Annotated in this window: 14 protein-coding genes; 10 read left to right on the top strand and 4 right to left on the bottom strand. The window is 63.9% G+C overall.

Annotation, left to right across the window (positions count from 1 at the left end; all coding sequences use genetic code 11):
* Nucleotides 1–6: 6 nt before the first annotated feature.
* Nucleotides 7–1,065, bottom strand: a complete 1,059-nt coding sequence (locus tag NRS07_RS18435; RefSeq protein ID WP_259209581.1) for an aminoglycoside phosphotransferase family protein — start codon at nt 1,063–1,065, stop codon at nt 7–9.
* Between the two features lie 96 nt (nt 1,066–1,161).
* On the opposite strand from NRS07_RS18435, the gene NRS07_RS18430 reads away from it, so the two are divergent.
* The 4 genes from NRS07_RS18430 (at nt 1,162) to rsmA (ending at nt 6,828) form a co-directional block, all read left to right on the top strand.
* Nucleotides 1,162–3,462 (top strand): LPS-assembly protein LptD, encoded by a 2,301-nt coding sequence (locus NRS07_RS18430; RefSeq protein ID WP_259209579.1) that lies wholly within the window; start codon nt 1,162–1,164, stop codon nt 3,460–3,462.
* A 77-nt stretch (nt 3,463–3,539) separates the two neighbouring features.
* The gene (locus tag NRS07_RS18425) at nt 3,540–4,943 is read left to right on the top strand and encodes a peptidylprolyl isomerase (protein ID WP_259209577.1); all 1,404 of its coding nucleotides are present in this window, start codon (nt 3,540–3,542) and stop codon (nt 4,941–4,943) included.
* 4 nt (nt 4,944–4,947) lie between these two features.
* Nucleotides 4,948–6,021, top strand: coding sequence for a 4-hydroxythreonine-4-phosphate dehydrogenase PdxA (gene pdxA, locus NRS07_RS18420; protein ID WP_259209574.1), 1,074 nt, complete (start codon nt 4,948–4,950; stop codon nt 6,019–6,021).
* 39 nt (nt 6,022–6,060) lie between these two features.
* The gene (rsmA, locus tag NRS07_RS18415; RefSeq protein WP_259209573.1) at nt 6,061–6,828 is read left to right on the top strand and encodes a 16S rRNA (adenine(1518)-N(6)/adenine(1519)-N(6))-dimethyltransferase RsmA; all 768 of its coding nucleotides are present in this window, start codon (nt 6,061–6,063) and stop codon (nt 6,826–6,828) included.
* Nucleotides 6,829–7,036: 208 nt separating this feature from the next.
* Here the strand turns inward: rsmA and NRS07_RS18410 are convergent, their stop codons facing one another.
* Both NRS07_RS18410 and NRS07_RS18405 read right to left on the bottom strand, forming a co-directional pair.
* Nucleotides 7,037–7,678: a hypothetical protein gene (locus NRS07_RS18410; RefSeq protein ID WP_259209571.1), complete on the bottom strand. Its 642-nt coding sequence runs from the start codon at nt 7,676–7,678 to the stop codon at nt 7,037–7,039.
* Nucleotides 7,679–7,697: 19 nt separating this feature from the next.
* Nucleotides 7,698–8,288: a hypothetical protein gene (locus NRS07_RS18405; protein WP_259209567.1), complete on the bottom strand. Its 591-nt coding sequence runs from the start codon at nt 8,286–8,288 to the stop codon at nt 7,698–7,700.
* 202 nt (nt 8,289–8,490) lie between these two features.
* Between NRS07_RS18405 and NRS07_RS18400 the strand changes: the two genes are divergently transcribed.
* Together NRS07_RS18400 and hrcA are read left to right on the top strand one after the other, a co-directional pair.
* On the top strand, nt 8,491–9,204 hold the full coding sequence (locus tag NRS07_RS18400; protein ID WP_259209565.1) for an HAD family hydrolase: 714 nt from the start codon (nt 8,491–8,493) through the stop codon (nt 9,202–9,204).
* Between the two features lie 69 nt (nt 9,205–9,273).
* The gene (hrcA, locus tag NRS07_RS18395) at nt 9,274–10,290 is read left to right on the top strand and encodes a heat-inducible transcriptional repressor HrcA (protein WP_259209564.1); all 1,017 of its coding nucleotides are present in this window, start codon (nt 9,274–9,276) and stop codon (nt 10,288–10,290) included.
* 19 nt (nt 10,291–10,309) lie between these two features.
* Here the strand turns inward: hrcA and fur are convergent, their stop codons facing one another.
* Complete coding sequence (gene fur / locus NRS07_RS18390) at nt 10,310–10,750, bottom strand: ferric iron uptake transcriptional regulator (protein WP_259209561.1); 441 nt, start codon at nt 10,748–10,750, stop codon at nt 10,310–10,312.
* 78 nt (nt 10,751–10,828) lie between these two features.
* Here fur and NRS07_RS18385 point away from each other — a divergent pair, with 78 nt between their 5' ends.
* The 4 genes from NRS07_RS18385 to leuS all read left to right on the top strand — a co-directional run bounded on the left by NRS07_RS18385 (nt 10,829) and on the right by leuS (nt 15,382).
* Nucleotides 10,829–11,437, top strand: coding sequence for an outer membrane protein assembly factor BamE (locus NRS07_RS18385; protein ID WP_259209558.1), 609 nt, complete (start codon nt 10,829–10,831; stop codon nt 11,435–11,437).
* 10 nt (nt 11,438–11,447) lie between these two features.
* Nucleotides 11,448–12,257 carry a 4-hydroxy-tetrahydrodipicolinate reductase gene (dapB, locus tag NRS07_RS18380; RefSeq protein ID WP_259209556.1) on the top strand — a complete coding sequence of 270 codons (810 nt, stop codon included), beginning with the start codon at nt 11,448–11,450 and terminating at the stop codon, nt 12,255–12,257.
* Between the two features lies 1 nt (nt 12,258).
* Complete coding sequence (locus tag NRS07_RS18375; RefSeq protein WP_259209553.1) at nt 12,259–12,585, top strand: barstar family protein; 327 nt, start codon at nt 12,259–12,261, stop codon at nt 12,583–12,585.
* A gap of 139 nt (nt 12,586–12,724) precedes the next feature.
* Entirely contained in the window at nt 12,725–15,382 is a 2,658-nt protein-coding gene (gene leuS / locus NRS07_RS18370) for a leucine--tRNA ligase (RefSeq protein WP_259209550.1), read from the top strand.

The following is a 15,382-nucleotide window of genomic DNA, read 5'->3' as shown; positions in this document are numbered from 1 at the left end:
GCTCCGTCAGAAGGTGTAGCCGACCACCGGTGCCTTGTCCTCGAGCGCGTCGAGCAGGCGTACCAGCGGTTTGAGTTCGGTGTAGCGGTTGGCAGTCTTGCGCACGTAATCCATCACGGTCGGCAGGTCGCCCATGTAGATCGGCTTGCTGTCGCGGTAGTTCAGGCGGCAGAAGATGCCCAGTATTTTCAGGTGGCGCTGCAGGGCCATGAATTCGAAATCGCGGTAGAAGGCGTCGATGTCCGGATTGACCGGCAGGCCGAGCTGCTTGGCGCTTTGCCAGTAGCGCACCACCCAGTCCAGCACCATGTCTTCGTCCCACTGAACATAGGCGTCGCGCAGCAGCGAGGCCAGGTCGTAGGTGATCGGGCCGTACACGGCGTCCTGGAAATCGAGCACGCCCGGGTTGCCGTGTTCGAGCCACATCAGGTTGCGCGAATGGAAATCGCGGTGCATGTAGACCTGCTGCTGGGCCAGCACGTTGGCGGTGATCGCCTCGAACACCTTGTCGAGCTGCGCCTGCTGCGCCTCGTCGAGCGTGACGTTCAGGTGGCGCCCGATATACCACTCCGGGAACAGGTTCATCTCGCGCAGCACAAAGGCGCGGTCGAACTCGGGCAGCTTGCCCGGCTGGCTGGCCAGCTGAAACTTGAGCAGGGCGTCGACCGCGCTCGAATACATGAAGGGCGCGTTATCCAGGTCCAGGCGCTGCAGGTAGGTGGTCACGCCCAGGTCGGACAGCAGCAGGTAGCCGCTTTCGACCTTCTGCGCGACGATCGCAGGCACCGTGACGCCGGCTTCCAGCAACAGGGTCTGCACATGAAGGAAGGCCGGCACGTTCTCGCGCTCGGGCGGGGCATCCATGGCGACCAGGGTCGCGCCCAGCTTGTCCTGCATGGCCGGGACCACGTCGTAGCGGTAGTAGCGGCGGAAGCTGGCATCGGACGATGCGGGGCGGCCGCTGTCGACTTCCACCAGGCCGGTCGAGGCCAGCCATTCGGTGAGCCCCTGGAGGCGCGCGTCTTTGTCGGCGGAAGAGGAGGAATGTTGATGCAAAGAAGACATGAAGCGGCCTGGTGAATCCGGTTGGTTGAGGTAATTCCCATATAATAAGGGATTCATCTCAAAAATACCGCCCTTTATGGCGCACCACGATCTTCCATGAGCTGGTTTACGGCCCACCCATTCCCCCCCCGGCAGGTACTCGCACTGTATGCACTGGCTGCCGCAGCATCCGCACCCGTGCACGCGCAGTCCGTACCGCCCGCACCACAGCCAGCTGCGTCGGTTCCCACTGCGCCGGTCGCCGCATCCGCCGCCAGTGAGCAGGACTTGCCGATCACGATCAGCGCCGAAGAAATCAGCGGGCGGCCCGACCGCCAGCTCAATCTCGAGCGCGAGGTCGAACTGACCCGCGGCCAGACCCGCTTGCGCGCCGACAGTGCGTGCTACATGCGCGTCGAAGACGAGGTCACCGCCACCGGCAACGTACAGATGTGGCGCTTCGGCGACCGTTACAAGGGCGACGAACTGCAGCTGAATTTGGAAACCGGGAAGGGCTATGTGCTCCATCCCGAATACCGTTTGCAGTTGAATAATGCCCAGGGCCGCGCCGCGCGCATCGACTTTTTGGGCGAGAACGTGGCGCTGGTGCGCGACGGTACCTACAGCACCTGCGAAGGCCCCGATCCCGACTGGTATTTGAAGTCGAGCACCCTGCGCCTCGACAGCGGGCGCGACGTCGGTTTGGCGGGCAAGACCGTGATTTATTTCAAGGATGTGCCGATCGTCGGCACCCCGGCCCTGTCGTTCTCGCTGTCGGGCGCGCGCCGCTCCGGCTGGCTGGCGCCCACGGTGGGCTTCGGCTCCAAAGGCAAGGCCGAGGTCACGGTGCCGTATTACTTCAACATCGCACCGAACCGCGACCTGACCGTCTATCCGCGCATGATGTTCGACCGCGGCCTGCAGCTGGGCGCCACCGGCCGCTATCTTGGCGTGACCGAGCGCGGCGGCTACCAGGGCGAGACCCACCTGGAAGGCTTGTACAACGACCGTGAAACCGGTGAAAACCGCTGGCGCGTGGACTCGATCCACACCCAGGGCCTGGCGCCGGGCTGGTCTTACGGCTGGAACCTGCACGGGGCGTCAGATGACGAATACCCGAGCGACTTCTCGCGCACGGTGGCGGTCAGCGCCGAGCGCCAGCTGCTGCGCGAAGTGCGCACCGACTACAGCGGCCGGTACTGGAGCCTGACCGCGCGCGCCCAGAACTACCAGGTGCTGCAGGACCCGGCCGCCGCCACCGATCCGCGCCTGGCAGTGCCGCGCCCCTACGACCGCCTGCCGCAGGTGAACTTCCATGCGGGTCGCTACGACGTGGCCGGCTTCGACTGGGCGCTGGACGCCGAGGCGGTGCGTTTCTGGCACCCCGATTTCGTGCGCGGCAACCGCGCCGTGGTGGTCGGCCAGGTCAGCTATCCGTGGGTGCGTCCCGGTTATTTCATCACGCCGAAATTGATCGCCCATGCCAGCAAATACGATCTGGACCGGGCCAACTACACGGGCGAGCGCAAGCTCTCGCGCCACCTCAATACCTTCTCGCTCGACAGCGGCATGGTGTTCGAGCGCGATACCACGCTGTTTGGCCGCGCCATCACGCAGACGCTTGAACCACGCTTGTTCTACGTGCGCACGCCGTACAAGAACCAGGATGCGTTCCCGCTCTTCGATACCGGCCGCGCCGGCTTCAATTATGCGCAGCTGTTCAGCGAGAACCGCTTCGTCGGTCCCGACCGCGTCTCCGACGCCAACCAGCTGACCGCGGCGCTGGTGTCGCGCTATATCGAGCCGGACGGCGCCGAGCGCCTGCGCATGGCCTTTGGCCAGCGCATCTATTTCGAAGAGCCGCGCGTGCGCCTGCCGGGCGAGCCGCTGCACCAGAGCCGCTCGGATGTGCTGCTGGCGGCCTCGGGCCGCATCTCGGAGACCTGGAGCTTCGATAGCGGCGTACAATATGACGCGGCCGGAAGCAGTTTGTACAGCTCGAACCTGAGCATGCAGTGGCAGCCGGCCCGGATGAAGGTCGTCAATGCCGAGTACCGCTACCAGCGAGACGGCTTCCGCAACGTCGATTTCTCGGCGCAGTGGCCGCTGACGGCGCGCTGGTATGGCGTCGGGCGCGTGAGCTATGCGCTGCGCTCGTACGGCGTGGGGGGCGCCTCGCCAGTTGGAAAGGGCAAGCTGCTCGAGAGCCTCATCGGTCTCGAGTACAAGGCCGATTGCTGGGTGTTCCGGATGGGGGGCCAGCGTTTCGTGACCGCTGCCCAGACCACCTCGACCTCGGCCTTCTTCCAGCTCGAGCTCAATGGCCTGTCGCGCCTGGGCCTGGGCAATGCGCTCGAGACCTTCAGCAAGAGCGTCCCGGGTTATACGCAGTTGAACACCAATGTGGGACGTCCTTAAGGACGCCTTAACCGGCAGTCGCTACACTGCCCGCCGGATTACTTGAATAATTATTCACCTGAATGAGTGCTTTCCAGATGACGCGTTCCACCCGTTTGCACGTTTCCACGCTTGCCGCAGCGCTGCTGTGCGCACTGACCGCGGGCCAGGTACTGGCCCAAGCCGCTCCAGCCGCGGCCGCACCCGCCGCGTCCGCGGCCAAGCCGGGCAGCGGCTTCTTGCCGCCGGCGTCAAGCAACACCACGGTGATCGATTCGATCCACGTCGTGGTCAATGACGAAGTCATTACCAAGAACGAGGTGCGCAAGCGCGTCGCCCAGACCGTGCAGAACCTGAAAGCGCGCAATGTGCAGCTGCCGGACCAGGCCACCCTGGAGCGCCAGGTAGTCGAAGCGATGATCGTCGAGCGCGCGCAGATCCAGCTGGCCAAGGAAATGGGTGTGCGCATCGATGACCGCACGCTCGACGCCACCATCGGCCGCATCGCCGATGGCCAGAAAATGACGGTGCAGGAAATGCGCAACCAGATGGAGAAAGAGGGCCTGGCGTATTCGCAGTTCCGCGACGACATCCGCAGCGAGATCATGATGAGCCGCCTGCGCGAGCACGAAGTCGACGCCAAGATCCAGGTCTCCGAAGCCGAGATCGACACCTATCTGGCGGCGTCCAAGGCAGCGGCGGCCGAGAAGGTCGAGATGAACCTGGCGCAGATCCTGGTGTCCGTGCCCGAAAACGCCTCGTCCGAGCAGATCGCCGCACGTCGCGCCCGCGCCGAAGAAGTGGCGCGCCAGTTGCGCACCGGCGCCGACTTCAGCAAGATGGCCGCTACCTATTCCGACGCCCCCGACGCCCTCAAGGGCGGCGAGATCGGCTGGCGCGACCCGGACCGCCTGCCGCCAGTGTTCGCCACCGAGCTGCGCAAGCTGCAGCCGGGCCAGGTCACGTCGATCATCAAGACCAATGTTGGCTTCCACATCCTGCGCATGGCGGACAAGCGCAGCCTGCTCGACGCCGCCGCGGAAGACAAGAACGTGGTCCAGCAAACCCGCGTCAGCCACATCCTCATGAAGCCGACGCCGACCATGACGGCGGCCGAAGTCAAGCGCAAGCTGCTCGACCTGAAGGAGAAGGTCGCCAATGGGGCCGCCACCTTCGAAGAGCTGGCGCGCCAGCACAGCCAGGAGCCTGCCAGTGCCGCCAAGGGCGGTGACCTGGGCTGGCTGGCGCCGGGCGATGCCGGCCCCGAGTTCGACCAGGCGCTGACCAGCCTGAAGCCGGGCGAAATGTCCGACGTCATCGAGTCGCCATTCGGCTTCCACGTGCTGCGCGTAATTGAGCGCAAGTCCGAAGACCAGAGTCAGCAGAAAGAGCGCAGCCTGGCACGCCAGATCCTGCGCGAGCGCAAGACCCAGGAAGCGATGGAAGACTGGATGCGCCAGGTGCGCGACCGCGCCTACGTCGAGTTCCGCGAGGAAGGCTAAACCCATGGCGATGCCGCAGGCGAACGGCGCGCCGGCGCATCGTCCGATCCTCGCGATCACCGTCGGCGAACCGGCCGGCATCGGTCCCGAGATCTCGATCCGCGCCGCCTGGGCGCTGCGCGAGTTCGCCAATTGCGTGCTGGTGGGCGACGCCGCCTTCCTGGCGCTCACGGCCAGCCTGATCGACCCCGAGATCCGCCTGGCGGCTCTGTCGGTCCAGGCGCTGCGCAACAGTGGCCTGCCGCAGTTCGGCAAGGAGCGGCTGGCCGTCATCGACGTGCCACTCGATGCCCACGTGGTGCCGGGCCGGCTCGACCCGGACAACGGTCGCGCCGTGCTGGCCACCCTGGACCTGGCGATCGAAGGAGCCCTGTGCGGCTGGTTCGAGGGCATCGTCACCGCACCGCTCCAGAAAAGCACCATCAACGACGCCGGCGTCGCCTTCTCCGGCCATACCGAATACCTGGCCGAGAAAACCGGCACGCCGAAAGTGGTGATGATGCTGGCCGGCCAGCCGGCGGCCGGGCAGGGCGGTGAGCAGCCCTACTTGCGGGTGGCGCTGGCCACCACCCACCTGCCGCTCAAGGACGTGCCGGCCGCCCTGACGGTGGACAATTTGACCCAGGTGCTCGACATCGTCGATGGCGACCTGAAATCGAAGTTCGGCATCGCCGCGCCGCGTATCCTGGTCACCGGCCTGAACCCGCACGCGGGCGAAAACGGTTACCTGGGCCGCGAAGAAATCGAGGTCATCACGCCGGTGCTGGAGCGCGCCCGCGCGCGCGGCATCGATGCGCGCGGCCCCTACCCGGCCGACACGCTGTTCCAACCCAAATACCTGCAAGACGCCGACTGCGTGCTGGCGATGTACCACGACCAGGGCCTGCCGGTGCTCAAGCATGCGACCTTCGGGCGCGGCATCAACGTCACGCTCGGCCTGCCGCTGGTGCGCACCTCGGTCGACCATGGCACCGCGCTCGACCTGGCCGCGCAGGGCCTCGGCCTGGCCGACTGCGGCAGCATGATCGAAGCCATTCGCGCCGCCATGGGCATGGCCGACGCCCGCCGGGCCAGATAACCAGCAAATCAAGCAAATCAAGCAAGCTAGAAAGCACACATGAAACACGTAGCACGCAAGCGCTTCGGTCAGAATTTCCTGACCGACAAGATGGTCCTGAGCGACATCATCGACACCATTGCGCCGCAGCGCGGCGAAACCATGGTCGAGATCGGCCCGGGGCTGGCCGCCATGACGGCGCTGCTGCTCAAGCAGCTCGACCAGATGCATGTGGTCGAGCTCGACCGCGATCTGGTCGCGCGCCTGGAAAAAGCCTATCCACGCGAGAAACTCACCGTGCATTCGGGCGACGCCCTCAAGTTCGATTTCGGCGCGATTCCGGTGCCGGAAGGGCAGCGCCTGCGTATCGTCGGCAACCTGCCGTACAACATTTCGAGCCCGCTGCTGTTTCACCTGGCCGAGTTTGCACCGCTGGTGGAAGACCAGCACTTCATGCTGCAAAAGGAAGTGGTCGAACGTATGGTGGCCGAGCCCGGCACCAAGGCCTATGGCCGCCTGTCGGTAATGCTGCAATGGCGCTACGACATGAGCCTGATGTTCATCGTGCCGCCGACCGCCTTCGATCCGCCGCCGCGGGTGGACTCGGCCATCGTGCGCATGGTCCCCAAACGCGAGATGCTCGCCTGCGACGGCGCCAAGCTGGAAAAAGTGGTCGCCAAGGCCTTCTCGCAGCGTCGCAAGGTGATCCGCAACTGCGTGGCCGGCATGTTCACCGAAGCCCAGCTGGTCGAAGCCGGCATCGAGCCGAGTGTGCGTCCTGAGGCGGTGGGGCTGGAACAGTATGTGGCGCTGGCCAATCTGCTCTAAAAATTTTGCCAGACGGTAAAATTCTTCGGATGGCACGACCGCCAGCTTGCTAGCCCGGCGTGCAGGCAAAAAAAAAGCCCGCTGTGAAGCGGGCTGAAGTCCAATTCTTTTTTAAGAAGAGCTGGAGGAGACAGGAGCAAGTATGCTGCGTTACAGCATATAAATCCAATTCTCCTTTCGCATACGTGTCATGCGTTTCGTGAATGTCTTAGGTCGGCACGCAATTGACGTCGATATTGGTCACCGGGGCGTCGCCCATGATGCCGGTCGGATTCGACACAGTGCAGAAGCGACCAACTGGCTGGGTCACGACGGTGACGCCATACGACACGCCAAATGGCACATTGAAAGGCATCGCATACTCGATGACCGCGCCGCTGGCCTGGTCGGTTACGGGGGTGATCGACCCGCCGCTGCTGCCATTGGTCAACACCAGGCCGGTGGTGTCCTTGGTCAGGCCGGTGATCTTGCCGCCGATGGAATAGGCATTGACTTCACACACGAAGAGCGCATTGATCTGGGCCAGCTCGCCGCCCGTGCCAAAGACGCTACGTGGGGCTTGCGTGTTGACGCCACAGCTCTGGTGCGCCGGCTGGGTCTTGACCGAGATGCTGAACTCGTCGCCGTAGCCGAGTCGGTGGGGGAAGGTAAATTGCACCGGGTCGCCGGCCTTGGCCGGCGGCGCCACGCCAAGGTCCTTGCCATTCGTCGTCAGCACCAGGCCCGGGTAGACCAGGCCTTCGACAGTGCCCTTGATGGAATAGTTATTGTCGTCGTCGCCGCCACCGCAGGCCGCGAGGCCCAGTGCCAGCACCAGCGCGGCGGCCGGACGAATCAGGGAAAACTTCATTGGGTAAGCTCCAGGAGAATTAGGGACGATTGACGCAGCTGACGGCCACGTTGGTAACGTCGTTCGCGCCCATCATGCCGCTGGCATTGGCAACCGTGCAGGTCTGGTTGTCGGGCTGGGTCAGGACGGCAACGCCATAGTTTGCGTCTTCGTTTACGCGGCTCATGGCAAAGGTGGTGGCGCCGGCGGCAACCGCGACGCGGTCGGCACCGTTGACCAGCACCAGGTTGCTGCCCGTCAGGCCGGACACCGTGCCGGTGAGCGCATGGGTCTTGATAGTGCAGGCAACGGCGACGGTCGAGATATTGAACGCAACCTTGCCGGTGTTGCGGAACATCTCGCATTTCTCGGCATTGCTCGGGATGCTCTTGACCGTGACGTTATAGTCGGAATCGGTTTCCATCAGCTGGCTGAAAAAAAAGCTTCCCGAACCGCTGGGCGTCGGCGCGACCGCCAGGTCGGAGCCGCCATTGTTCTGCAGGACCAGGCCCGGCTTGGTGACGCCGGAAAACGAACCGCCCAGTACGAGGTCGCCGTCGCTGCCGCCGCAGGCCGACAGCGCAAGCGCGCAGGCCAGCGCAGTACCGGCACGCAGGTAGGAACTCTTCATAATTTCTCCAAATAATCGGTCTGGTGGAATGCACAACCGCGCACGGAAAGCGCGGTGGAGTAATAATCGCTCAACATTTTAGTCCATTTGGCATGGCGCCGGACGGTTTGCCTTTGTATCTAGCTGTAAGTGGCGAGCCTGCATTGCTTTCTACCCCCGGGCTCGCTATCCTGAACGGATCGTTCATCGAGCAGACGCCACCATGATCCAGCCGCGCCGTCCCTGGCCCAAAGCCGTTTTGTTCGACCTCGACGACACCTTGTGGCCGATCGCCCCCGTCATCATCGAGGCCGAACAAGTGTTGTTTGCCTGGCTGCGCGAACATGCGCCGCTGGTCGCGCAGCATTTCACGATCGACACGCTGCGCCACGCGCGCCTGGAACTGCTGGCCCGCAAACCTGAATTCCAGCTCGACCTGGGCGCCTTGCGCCGCGCCGGCCTGATCGCGGCCTTCGAGCAGGCCGGCGAAGACGCCGCCAAGGTCGAGCTGGCGATGACCGAGTTCTTCGCCGCGCGCAACGCGGTGATCCCCTTCGACGACGTACTGCCCGGCTTGCTGCGCCTGAAGAACCGGGTGCGCCTTGCCTCGGTCACCAACGGCAATGCCGATTTGCAGACGATCGGCCTGGCGCGCCATTTCGAGGTGTCGGTCGCGGCGCCGGGTTTCGGCGTCGCCAAACCGCATGCGGCAATTTTCCTGGAAGCTTGTCGCCAGCTTGCCATCGACCCCAGCGAGGCGGTGTACGTGGGCGACGATCTGCGGCTTGACGTGTATGGCGCCCAGCGCGCGGGCATGCGCGCGGTGTGGATGAACCGCAGCGCCCAGCCGAACCACCTGGCCGGAGAGGTCCGGCCCGATGCCGAGGTCAACAGCCTGGACGGACTGTTCGACTGGCTCAAGCGCCAGCACGGATAACTGGCGCGGCGCGCGCCGGAGCGTGCATAATAGAAGCGGACCTTTCCGCCTTCCTGCCTTCCTGGATTTATGCAACTCGAACCCCGCGCCCAGACCCTGCTCAAAGCCCTCGTCGAGCGTTATATCGCCGACGGCCAGCCGGTCGGATCGCGCGCGCTGTCGAAGATTTCCGGTCTCGACGTTTCGCCCGCCACGATCCGCAACATCATGGCCGACCTCGAAGAGATGGGCTATGTCTCCAGCCCCCACACCTCGGCCGGCCGCATCCCGACCCCGCGCGGCTACCGGTTGTTCGTCGATACCCTACTGACGGTGCAGCACCTCGACGAGCACGCAATGGAATCGCACCAGATGCGGTTGCCGCAGCAGCAGCCGCAAAAGCTCATCGCCAATGCCGCCCAGATGCTCTCTTCGCTGTCGCAGTTCGCCGGCGTGGTGCAGAGCCCGCGGCGCGAATCGGTGTTCCAGCAGATCGAATTCCTGCGCCTGTCCGAAAAGCGCATCCTGCTGGTCATCGTCGACCCGCGCGGCGATGTGCAGAACCGCCTGCTGCTCACCGACGCCGACTACACGCCCTCGCAGCTGATCCAGTCGGCCAACTACCTGAACCAGAATTTCGCGGGACTGACCTTCGACCAGGTACGCCAGCGCCTGAGCGGCGAACTGCGCCAGCTGAGCGACGACATGGGCCGCCTGATGGCGGTGGCGATCGAAACCGGTGGTGAAGCAATGGCCGAAGGCGACGACATGGTGATCTCCGGCGAGCGCAACCTGCTGTCGGTATCGGACCTGTCGTCCAACATGACGTCGCTGCGCCAGATGTTCGAGATGTTCGAACAGAAAACCGGCCTGATGCAGCTGCTCGACATGTCGAGCAAGGCGGGTGGGGTGCAGATCTTCATTGGCGGCGAGTCCAAGCTGGTGCCGATGGATGAAATGAGCATCGTCACCGCGCCCTACGAGGTCAATGGCCGCGTGGTCGGCACCCTGGGCGTGATCGGACCGACCCGGATGGCCTACGAGCGGGTGATTCCAATCGTGGACATTACGGCGAAACTGTTATCGAACGCGCTGAGCCATTCCTGAGCCGTCGCCGTGCCGTGGCTCAGGTCTTGCGCGGGCACCCTACCTTGATACAGTTGCCATAAATCGCCAGCGAGTGCTCGGCGATCTTGTACCCGCGTTCGGCCGCGATCTTGTGCTGGCGCGATTCGATCTCTTCGTCGTAGAACTCCTCGACATGCCCGCAATCGAGACAGACCAGGTGATCGTGGTGCGAACCGGCGTTGAGCTCGTAGATCGCCTTACCGGTTTCGAAGTGATTGCGGTTGAGCAGGCCGGCCTGTTCGAACTGGGTCAGCACGCGGTACACGGTGGCCAGGCCGACGTCCATGTTGTCAGACAACAGGATTTTGTAGACATCTTCCGCCGTTAAATGCCGCACGGCGCTGTTCTGGAAGATTTCCAGGATTTTCAGGCGTGGCAAGGTTGCCTTGAGGCCACTTGCCTTCAGGTCGCTCGGATTATTACTCGTGCTGCTGCTCATGTTTGTTGCTCGTATATTGGCGGAGTGCTTTATGATATAGCGTTTTGGAGCTCCCGCTCAAACGTTTTGAGGTTACCTATGCGCGTCAAACCAGCCGTTCTCCGTCGATTCCCAGCCCGGGCAGCCCTTGCGGCCGGCCTGGCATGCACGCTGCTGCTGTCGGGCTGCGCCTCCTGGCGCAACCAGACGCGCCCGGCGCCGCCGGTGAGCACGGACTCGGCTGCACTTGCCGCCGACGCACAAAAATCGGCGGCCGCCGCCAATGCCGGCGCGCAGACGGTGCAGGCCAGCAAGCTGCAGAAATTCATGTGGGTATTCTCGCCTTACCGCCCAGACATCCAGCAGGGTAATTTCGTCTCGCAAGAGATGCTGGACCAGCTCAAGCAAGGTCAGACCAAGGAGCAGGTGCGCTTTATTCTCGGCTCGCCGCTGCTGACCGACATGTTCCACGCCGAGCGCTGGGACTATCCGTTCTACCTGGCGCGCGGCAATGGCGAACTGACCACCAGCCGCGTTACCGTCTTCTTCAAGGATGACAAGGTCGAGCGCTTCGAAGGCGGCAACCTGCCAACCGAGCGCGAGTACATCGACCGCATCGCCGGTCCGGCCAAGGTCAGCACCAAGGCCAAGCAGGCAACCCGTCCGGTCGAACCGGTCAAGGTTGGCGGCGCCCCCGTCGTCCAGTAAGCGAGCCGCCATGACGACCCTGAACATCGCCGTCGCCGGCGCCAGCGGCCGCATGGGCCGCATGCTGGTCCAGGCTATTTCAGCCGCGCCCGACGCTACGCTGGTCGGCGCGCTGGACGTCGCCGGTTCGCCATCGATCGGCCAGGACGCCGGCGCTTTTGCCGGCCAGCCCACCGGCGTGCTGATCGAGTCCGACTTCGCGGCGGCATTGCACAATGCCGATGTGCTGATCGACTTTACCCGCCCGGAAGGCACGCTGCGCCACCTCGACTACTGCGCCGCCAATGGGGTGCAGATGGTGATCGGCACCACCGGCTTCGACGATGCAGGCAAGGCCGCGATTCGCCTGGCGGCCGGTAAGGTCGGCGTGGTGCTGGCGCCGAACATGAGCGTGGGTGTGAACGTCACGCTCAAGCTGCTCGAGATGGCGGCAAAAAGCTTCAGCGAAGGCTATGACATCGAGATTGTCGAGGCGCATCACCGGCACAAGGTCGACGCGCCCTCCGGCACCGCCCTGAAGATGGGAGAAGTCATCGCCGACGCGCTCGGGCGCGACCTGAAACAGTGCGCCGTCTACGGCCGCGAAGGCGTGACCGGCGAGCGCGATCCATCCACCATCGGCTTTGCCACCGTGCGCGGGGGCGACGTGGTGGGCGACCATACCGTGCTGTTCCTGGGAACCGGCGAACGCATCGAGATCAGCCACAAGTCGAGCAGCCGCGTGACCTACGCCCACGGCGCCCTGCGCGCGGCGCGCTTCCTGGCGGCCCAACCCCACGGCCTGTTCGGCATGGACGATGTGCTCGGGTTGAAAGGCTGACATGGCAACTGCAGAACTCAATGGCGCGGCGATCGTGGACGAGGCGTCCTTTCACCTCGAATCGCGGCGCGCGTTCGGCTTTCCCGACTCGTATGCCGACAGCATCGATGCCTGGGTCGACTGCCTGAGCTACCTGCGCGACGACGAGAACATGACCAAGTTCACGATCAAGCCGGGCGAAGTGCTCGAGATCGTCATTGTCGACGCCGGCAAGATGAAGCTTGCCGTGCCCGACCTGCTCGAGGAAATCGCGTTCTGCGTCGGCGGCATCAACGAGCGCTATCAGGATTACGGGGACGAGCCGGCGCTGGAGCTGGTGCTGCGCTGACAGGGCTTGCACCTGCACGCGGCTTGATAGGGGGGGCGGCGCGCGTCGGCGCCCGCGCATCGCGCCCGGCATTCGCCGCGGTGCAAAATGAACCAGTATAATGTTCGGTTCCACTCCCTTTCTCCGTCCGCAGAACACCATGCAAGAAAAATATAGTCCAGCCGAAGTCGAACAGGCCGCCCAGGCCTACTGGAAGTCGATCGAGGCCTATAAAGCCGTCGAACACGACCCGCGTTTCCCAAAAGGCAAGTATTACGCCTGCTCGATGCTGCCTTACCCATCGGGCAAGCTGCACATGGGCCACGTGCGCAACTATACGATCAACGACGTGATGTACCGCTACCTGCGGATGAACGGCTACAACGTGCTGATGCCGATGGGCTGGGATGCCTTTGGCATGCCGGCTGAAAACGCGGCGATGGCCAACAACGTGCCTCCGGCCGAGTGGACTTATTCGAACATCGCGCACATGCGCGGGCAGATGGAATCGATGGGCCTGGCCATCGACTGGTCGCGCGAGATGACCGCCTGCAAGCCGGAATACTACAAGTGGAACCAGTGGATGTTCCTCAAGATGCTGGAAAAAGGGATCATCTACCAGAAGACCGGTACCGTGAACTGGGACCCGGTCGACCAGACCGTGCTGGCCAACGAGCAGGTGGTCGATGGCCGCGGCTGGCGTTCGGGCGCGCCGATCGAAAAGCGCGAGATCCCGATGTACTACGTGCGCATCACCGACTACGCCGACGAGCTGCTCGACCATGTCGACAACAAGCTGCCGGGCTGGCCCGAGCGCGTGCGCACCATGCAGGCCAACTGGATCGGCAAGTCGACTGGCGTGCGCTTCGCCTTCCCGCACGAGATCAAGGACGACAAGGGTGAGCTGATCAACGAGGGCAAGCTGTATGTCTTCACCACCCGCGCCGACACCATCATGGGCGTGACTTTCTGCGCCGTGGCGCCAGAACACGCACTGGCCCAGCACGCGGCGCGCGACAACCCGGCGCTGCAGGACTTCATCGCCGAATGCAAGATGGGTTCCGTGATCGAAGCCGACATGGCCACCATGGAAAAGAAGGGCATGCCGACCGGCCTGTTCGTCACCCATCCGATCACCGGCGAGCAGGTACCGGTCTGGGTCGGCAACTACGTGTTGATCACCTACGGCGACGGCGCCGTGATGGGCGTGCCGGGCCACGACGAGCGCGATTTCGGCTTCGCCCAGAAATACGACCTGCCGATCAAGCAGGTGGTGGCCGTCGAAGGCCAGGAATTCTCGCTCGAGGCCTGGGCTGAGTGGTACGGCGACAAGGAGCACGGCCGCACCATCAATTCGGGCAAGTACGATGGTCTCGACTACACCGCCGCGGTCAACGCGGTCGCCGGCGACCTGGCCGGCCAGGAGCTGGGCGACAAGAAGGTCACCTTCCGCCTGCGCGACTGGGGCATTTCGCGCCAGCGCTACTGGGGTACTCCGATTCCGATGATCCACTGCGGCGATTGCGGCGTGGTGCCGGTTCCCGAGCAAGACCTGCCGGTGGTACTGCCCGAGCACCTGGTCCCGGACGGCACCGGCAACCCGCTGAACAAGGACGAGGCCTTCCTCGCCTGCGACTGCCCCAAGTGCGGCAAGCCGGCGCGTCGCGAGACCGACACGATGGACACCTTCATCGATTCGTCCTGGTACTACATGCGCTATACCTCGCCGGGTTCGAACGAGGCGATGGTCGACGCCCGCAACGATTACTGGATGCCGATGGACCAGTACATCGGCGGCATCGAGCACGCCGTCATGCACCTGCTATACGCGCGCTTCTGGACCAAGGTGATGCGCGACTTCGGCCTGCTCAAGTTCGACGAGCCGTTTGTCAACCTGCTGACCCAGGGGATGGTGCTCAACGAGACCTACTACCGCGAAGACCCGTCCGGCAAGAAGACCTGGTTCAACCCGGCCGATGTCGAGCTTACCTTCGATGACAAGGGCCGCCCGCAGAATGCGGTGCTCAGGCATGATGCCCAGCCGGTCCAGATCGGCGGCACCGAGAAGATGTCGAAGTCGAAGAACAACGGCATCGATCCGCAGGCGCAGATCGAACAGTACGGCGCCGACACCGCGCGCCTGTTCACGATGTTCGCCTCGCCGCCAGAGCAGACCCTGGAGTGGTCGAACACCGGCGTCGAAGGCGCCAGCCGCTTCCTGCGCCGTGTCTGGGCCTTCGGCTATGCGCAGCGCGAACGCATCGCCGCTGCCCTGGCGGGCCAGAAGCAGGGCTCGCCGGGCGACGCGTCGCTCGACGACGCGCAAAAGACCCTGCGCCGCGAAGTGCACAAGGTGCTGCAGCAGGCCGACTACGACCTCAAGCGCATCCAGTACAACACGGTGGTCTCGGCCTGCATGAAGATGCTCAACACGCTCGAATCGAGCAAGCTGGCCGAAGGTGCCGCCAGTGACGCGGTGATCGCCGAAGGCTTCTCGATCTTCCTGCGCCTGCTGAACCCGGTTTCACCGCACATCACCCACGCCTTGTGGCAGGAACTGGGCTATGCCGCTGTCCACGGCGACATTCTCAATGTGCAGTGGCCCGAAGTCGACCCGCAAGCGCTGGAACAGTCCGAGATCGAAATGATGATCCAGGTGAACGGCAAGCTGCGCGGGAAGGTCCTGGTCGCCAAGGATGCCGACAAGGCCAGCATCGAAGCGGCTGCACTGGCCGAAGAAGCAGTGCAGAAGTTCATCGAAGGCACGCCGAAGAAAGTCATCGTCGTGCCGGGCAAACTCGTCAACATCGTGGTGTAG

Origin of the sequence: Massilia sp. H6 (assembly GCF_024802625.1) — a bacterium.
In the GTDB taxonomy this organism is placed as follows: Bacteria; Pseudomonadota; Gammaproteobacteria; order Burkholderiales; family Burkholderiaceae_D; genus Telluria.
The sequence above is the reverse complement of the archived record's forward strand: the minus strand, read 5'-3'. Positions and strand labels throughout refer to the sequence as shown.

Excerpts from the sequence above, each read along its gene's own strand:
- NRS07_RS18435 (WP_259209581.1), bottom strand. The coding sequence starts at position 1,065 with ATGTCTTCTTTGCATCAACATTCCTCCTCTTCCGCCGACAAAGACGCG.
- NRS07_RS18430 (WP_259209579.1), top strand. The coding sequence starts at position 1,162 with ATGAGCTGGTTTACGGCCCACCCATTCCCCCCCCGGCAGGTACTCGCA.
- NRS07_RS18425 (WP_259209577.1), top strand. The coding sequence starts at position 3,540 with ATGACGCGTTCCACCCGTTTGCACGTTTCCACGCTTGCCGCAGCGCTG.
- pdxA (WP_259209574.1), top strand. The coding sequence starts at position 4,948 with ATGGCGATGCCGCAGGCGAACGGCGCGCCGGCGCATCGTCCGATCCTC.
- rsmA (WP_259209573.1), top strand. The coding sequence starts at position 6,061 with ATGAAACACGTAGCACGCAAGCGCTTCGGTCAGAATTTCCTGACCGAC.
- NRS07_RS18410 (WP_259209571.1), bottom strand. The coding sequence starts at position 7,678 with ATGAAGTTTTCCCTGATTCGTCCGGCCGCCGCGCTGGTGCTGGCACTG.
- NRS07_RS18405 (WP_259209567.1), bottom strand. The coding sequence starts at position 8,288 with ATGAAGAGTTCCTACCTGCGTGCCGGTACTGCGCTGGCCTGCGCGCTT.
- NRS07_RS18400 (WP_259209565.1), top strand. The coding sequence starts at position 8,491 with ATGATCCAGCCGCGCCGTCCCTGGCCCAAAGCCGTTTTGTTCGACCTC.
- hrcA (WP_259209564.1), top strand. The coding sequence starts at position 9,274 with ATGCAACTCGAACCCCGCGCCCAGACCCTGCTCAAAGCCCTCGTCGAG.
- fur (WP_259209561.1), bottom strand. The coding sequence starts at position 10,750 with ATGAGCAGCAGCACGAGTAATAATCCGAGCGACCTGAAGGCAAGTGGC.
- NRS07_RS18385 (WP_259209558.1), top strand. The coding sequence starts at position 10,829 with ATGCGCGTCAAACCAGCCGTTCTCCGTCGATTCCCAGCCCGGGCAGCC.
- dapB (WP_259209556.1), top strand. The coding sequence starts at position 11,448 with ATGACGACCCTGAACATCGCCGTCGCCGGCGCCAGCGGCCGCATGGGC.
- NRS07_RS18375 (WP_259209553.1), top strand. The coding sequence starts at position 12,259 with ATGGCAACTGCAGAACTCAATGGCGCGGCGATCGTGGACGAGGCGTCC.
- leuS (WP_259209550.1), top strand. The coding sequence starts at position 12,725 with ATGCAAGAAAAATATAGTCCAGCCGAAGTCGAACAGGCCGCCCAGGCC.